Origin of the sequence: Sutterella parvirubra YIT 11816 (assembly GCF_000250875.1) — a bacterium.
Classification (GTDB): Bacteria; Pseudomonadota; Gammaproteobacteria; order Burkholderiales; family Burkholderiaceae_F; genus Sutterella; species Sutterella parvirubra.
The window spans coordinates 14,805-19,328 of record NZ_JH604985.1 but is presented as its reverse complement, the minus strand read 5'-3'; the positions used below and the strand labels follow the sequence as shown (position 1 = coordinate 19,328).

Sequence of the window (4,524 nt, the reverse complement as noted above, 5' to 3'; positions counted from 1 at the left end):
TCCGCGACCGCGACTTCCGCTACCGCCAGACCCTGGCGCTGATGCCTCAGGGCGTGACGATTCTCCGCGAAGACTGGTCGATCGAATGGGTGAACGAGGCGGCGGGGCGCCACCTCGGGATCCTGCCGGAAGACATCGGGAAGCTCCTCTTCGACGTCGTGCGCGACGAACGCATGCGCCGCTGGCTCTTCTCGCGCGAATTCGAAAAGCCCCTCGTGATGACCCCGGAGGGCTCGCCCTTCATTCTCGAATTCACCGCGGTGGCGCCGGATCTGCGCCACACGATGATCGTCTCGCACGACGTGACGGAACGGCGCCGTTTGGACGACATGCGCCGCGACTTCGTCGCGAACGTGAGCCATGAGCTCCGCACGCCCCTGACCGTGATCGGCGGGTTCCTCGACATGGAGTGCGAAAAGGGGGCGGTTCCGGAGGAGATGATCGAATACCACCGTTCGCTCATGCGCGAGCAGACGCGCCGCATGAAGAGCATCCTGGACGACCTCCTCACGCTCTCGAAGTTGGAGAACAAGGACGAGGGGGCGGCGCCCGAAGAGCCCGAAGTGGTCGCGATGCCCAAGTTGGTCGAGGACGTCGTCCGCGAAGGGCGGGCGCTCTCGATGGGGCGCCACGAGATCACCTGCGAGGTCGAAGACGTGAGCGTGATCGGGTACGCGGACGAACTCCGAAGCGCCGTCATGAACCTCGTCTCGAACGCGGTCCGCTACACGCCCGAAGGCGGCACGGTGGCGGTCACCTGGAAGCGGGTGGGCACGGGCGCCGTCTTGGCCGTCAAGGACACCGGGATCGGGATCGATCCCAAGCACATCCCGAGACTCACCGAGCGCTTCTACCGCGTCGACAAGGGCCGCAGCCGCAGCGTGGGCGGGACGGGCCTCGGGCTCGCCATCGTCAAGCACACCGTGCGCCGCAACGGCGCGACGCTCGAAATCGAATCGGCGCCGGGGAAGGGCTCCACCTTCTCGATGCGCTTCCCCGAGGGGCGCACCTTCCAACCCCTCTACTGAGGCCGGGGAAGCCCGTCCCTCAGGCGGGAAAACGCTTAGAGCGCACTGCAAAACGGACGCTTTCGCAGAGCCGAACCATTGAAAAACAAAGGGTTCGGATCTTTTTCCTGAGAAAACTGCGGAAACGCCTTTTCCTGATCAGGGCGCATCCCGTTACGGCAAATAGCGTATGTGGCCGAACAGGGCCCGAACCTACAATCCTACGTAGGCTCGGAGGGGTGCATCCAGGCGGGATGCCGGATCGTACGCCTCCGTTTCCGTTTTTCCAAACGACTCTCGGCGCGGAAGACGGCGTCCCCATCGCCCGGAAGACCCCGGACCGCAGATGCGGTTCGACGGACGGGACGCGCGAACCCCGCGCACATTCCCCCAAGAAGGAACAACAACATGTACAACTTCATGGCCGCATTCGTGCTTTGCGGTCTCGTCGTGATCATCGGCGAGGTCGTCTCCCGCATCACACGAGCCTGGGTGCCCTCGGTGTTCGTCTCGGCCGTCATTCTGCTGGCCGGCTACTGGACGGTCATCCCGAAGGAGCTCGTCACCGACTCGAAGCTCATTCCGTTCGGCGCCACCGTCGGCATGTTCATCGTCATCACCCACATGGGGACGGTGATTTCGTTGAAGGCGCTGCTCTCGCAGTGGAAGACCGTGGTGCTCTGCGTGACGGGCCTCGCAGGGATGTGCGCCGGCTGCTGGTACCTGGGGCCCCTCTTCATGGAAAAGACCCTGATCATCGCGGGTCTGCCGCCGCTGACGGGCGGCATCGTCGCCGCGACGATGATGCAGAATGCCGCGCAGAACGCCGGCCTCACGACTGCCGCCGTCTTCGCGATTTCGATGTACTGCATCCAGGGCTTTGCGGGCTATCCGCTGACCGCGATCTGCCTCAAGCGCGAATCCGACGCGCTCATCCGTGAATTCCGTTCGGGCGCCGCCGGCATGAGCTCGGCCGCCGACCTTCAGGCCGTCGCCGACGTGACGAAGCTCCCCGAAGAACGTCACGGCATCCTCACGATTCCGGAACGCTGGAATTCGCCGATTCTGATCCTCACGAAGTTGGGCATCGTCGCCTGGGCCGCGATGCTGATGGGCTCCTGGACCGGGATCTCGGGCGCCATCTGGGCGCTTGTGCTCGGCGTCATCTTCAACACGCTCGGCTTCCTCGACACGAACGCCCTGAACAAGGCGAACTCCTACCAGATCACCGTCTTCGCGCTGATGATGTTTATCTTCGACGGCCTCAAGGACTGCACGCCCGAGATGCTCATCCAGATCGCCTTCCCGATGGTGATGCTGATCGTCACGGGTCTTCTCGGCATGGCCGTCGCCGGCTGGGCCGCCTGCAAGGTGCTCCGCGTCTCGCCCTGGCTCGGCTTCTCGAACTGCCTCACCGCGCTCTACGGCTTCCCCTTCAACGCGATCATCACCGAATCGCTCTGCGAAGAAGTCGGCAAGACGAAGGAAGAACGCGAATTCCTGATGAGCCGTCTCTTCCCGTCGATGATCGTCGGCGGGTTCACGACGGTGACCATCACCTCGGTCGTCATCGCCGGCATCTTCTCGAAGATGCTCTGAGTGTGACCGGAACCCCCTTCGGACCATAGGACCACAAGGATTCAGAAAACATCATGACGTTGCAGGAACTTCAAGAGAAGTACGGCGAGATGCAGATCCGTCTGCGCCGCGAATTCCACCGCATTCCGGAGGCGAGCCTCCAGGAGCACAAGACCGCGGCGAAGATCCGCGAAGAATTGGACCGCATGGGCGTCGAATGGCGCGTGTGCGGCGGCCCGACCGGGACGCTCGCCCGCATCCGCGGCGTGAAGCCCGGGAAGACCATCCTTCTTCGCGGCGACATCGATGGCCTCGAAGTGACGGAGCAGACGGGCGTCGACTACGCGAGCGAGCATCCGGGCTTCATGCACGCGTGCGGGCATGACTGCCACATCTCGATGCTCCTGATCGCGGTCGCGATGGTGAACGACATCAAGGACCGCCTGGCGGGCGACGTCGTCTTCGCCTTCCAGCCCGCGGAGGAAATCGGCCGCGGCGCCCTGATGATGATCGAGGACGGGTGCTTGGACGGCGTCGACGCCGCCTACGGCATGCACGTCTGGTCCGACTTCCCCGCCGGGAAGGTCTCGGTGCGCACGGGCGGCACGATGGCCTCGGGCGACCGCTTCACGATTAAGGTGACCGGCAAGGCCGGGCACGGCGCGCAGCCGCACCTCTGTGCGGACGCGACCGTGATCGGCGCGGCGATCGTGCAGAACCTCCAGACGATCGTCTCGCGCGAAATCTCGCCCATTGAAACCGGCGTCGTCACCGTCGGCAAGTTCGAAAGCGGCACGCGCTTCAACGTGATCTCGGGCGAAGCGACGCTGATCGGCACGACCCGCTGCTTCTCGCCGGAAGTCCGCAAGCACTTCCCCGAAGCGATGGAGCGCGTCGCGAAGGAAACCGCCCGCGCGATGCGGGGCGACGCCGAGCTCATCTACGAAGAGCTCGTCCCGCCGACCGTCAACGACGCGGCGCTCGCCGAACTCGTGCGCGGGAGCGCCAAGAAGGTCTTCGGCGAAGACTGCCTCTACGACTATCCCCCGACGATGGGCGGCGAAGACTTCGCGCAGTATCAGCTCCGCGTCCCGGGCGTGATGGTTTTGGTCGGCATGGAAAACGCCGCCTGCAACGCGATCTACGGCCAGCACCACAACCGCTACCAGGTCGACGAATCCCAGCTCGTGCGCGCCGCGGCGCTTCACGTGCAGGTCGCGCTCGACTTCCTCGGGGTGGAGCTCTGACGGGCAGCCTGATCTGAGGCTCGGAAAAGCCGCCGACGCGCCGCAAAGCGCCCGGCGGCTTTTTCTCAGGCCGAATTTTTGAAACGATTTCCGTCCGGATCGGCCCGGCGTCGGGCGAAGCCCGAGGGCGCGCGGATCCCGTGCGATACAATCCCAAGGCCAACCGCGAGGACTGCGGGTTCTTCCGCTGCCTCTCCACGATATTCAACACAGCCACCCATGCCGCTTCACATTCTTGTCTCGAACGACGACGGGTACCGCGCGCCCGGGATCCGGGCGCTCGCCGACGCGATGCGCCGGTTCGGCCGCGTGACGATCGTCGCCCCGGACCACAACCATTCGGGGGCGTCGAATTCGCTCACCCTCAACCGTCCGCTCACGGTCGACCACATGCCGGGCGAGAGCCTCTACGTCGTCTCGGGGACGCCGTCCGACTGCGTGCACGTCGCGATGACGGGGCTTCTGGACGAAAAGCCCGACCTCGTCGTCTCCGGCATCAACTGCGGCGCGAACATGGGCGACGACACGATGTACTCGGGGACGGTCGCGGCGGCGATCGAGGGGTACCTCTTCGGGGTGCCGTCCTTCGCCTTCTCGCAGATCGACCGCGGCTGGGGCGAATTGGAGAGCGCCGCGCGCGTCGCGCAGGAGGTGGTTGAGCGCTACCTCGAAGGGCGCGACGCCGCCGGTCC

4 protein-coding genes are annotated in these 4,524 nt (G+C 65.0%); all 4 read left to right on the top strand.

Going from position 1 to position 4,524, the window contains the following annotated elements; all coding sequences use genetic code 11:
- On the top strand, positions 1-1,028 hold a 1,028-nt coding region (gene phoR, locus HMPREF9440_RS06545), incomplete at its 5' end, for a phosphate regulon sensor histidine kinase PhoR (protein WP_245523580.1).
- Positions 1,029-1,415: 387 nt separating this feature from the next.
- Positions 1,416-2,606, top strand: coding sequence for a hypothetical protein (locus HMPREF9440_RS06540; protein ID WP_008542661.1), 1,191 nt, complete (start codon positions 1,416-1,418; stop codon positions 2,604-2,606).
- Positions 2,607-2,659: 53 nt separating this feature from the next.
- Positions 2,660-3,832: a M20 metallopeptidase family protein gene (locus HMPREF9440_RS06535; RefSeq protein ID WP_008542660.1), complete on the top strand. Its 1,173-nt coding sequence runs from the start codon at positions 2,660-2,662 to the stop codon at positions 3,830-3,832.
- Between the two features lie 219 nt (positions 3,833-4,051).
- The coding region (surE, locus tag HMPREF9440_RS12000) for a 5'/3'-nucleotidase SurE (protein ID WP_008542659.1) at positions 4,052-4,524 on the top strand (473 nt) is incomplete at its 3' end.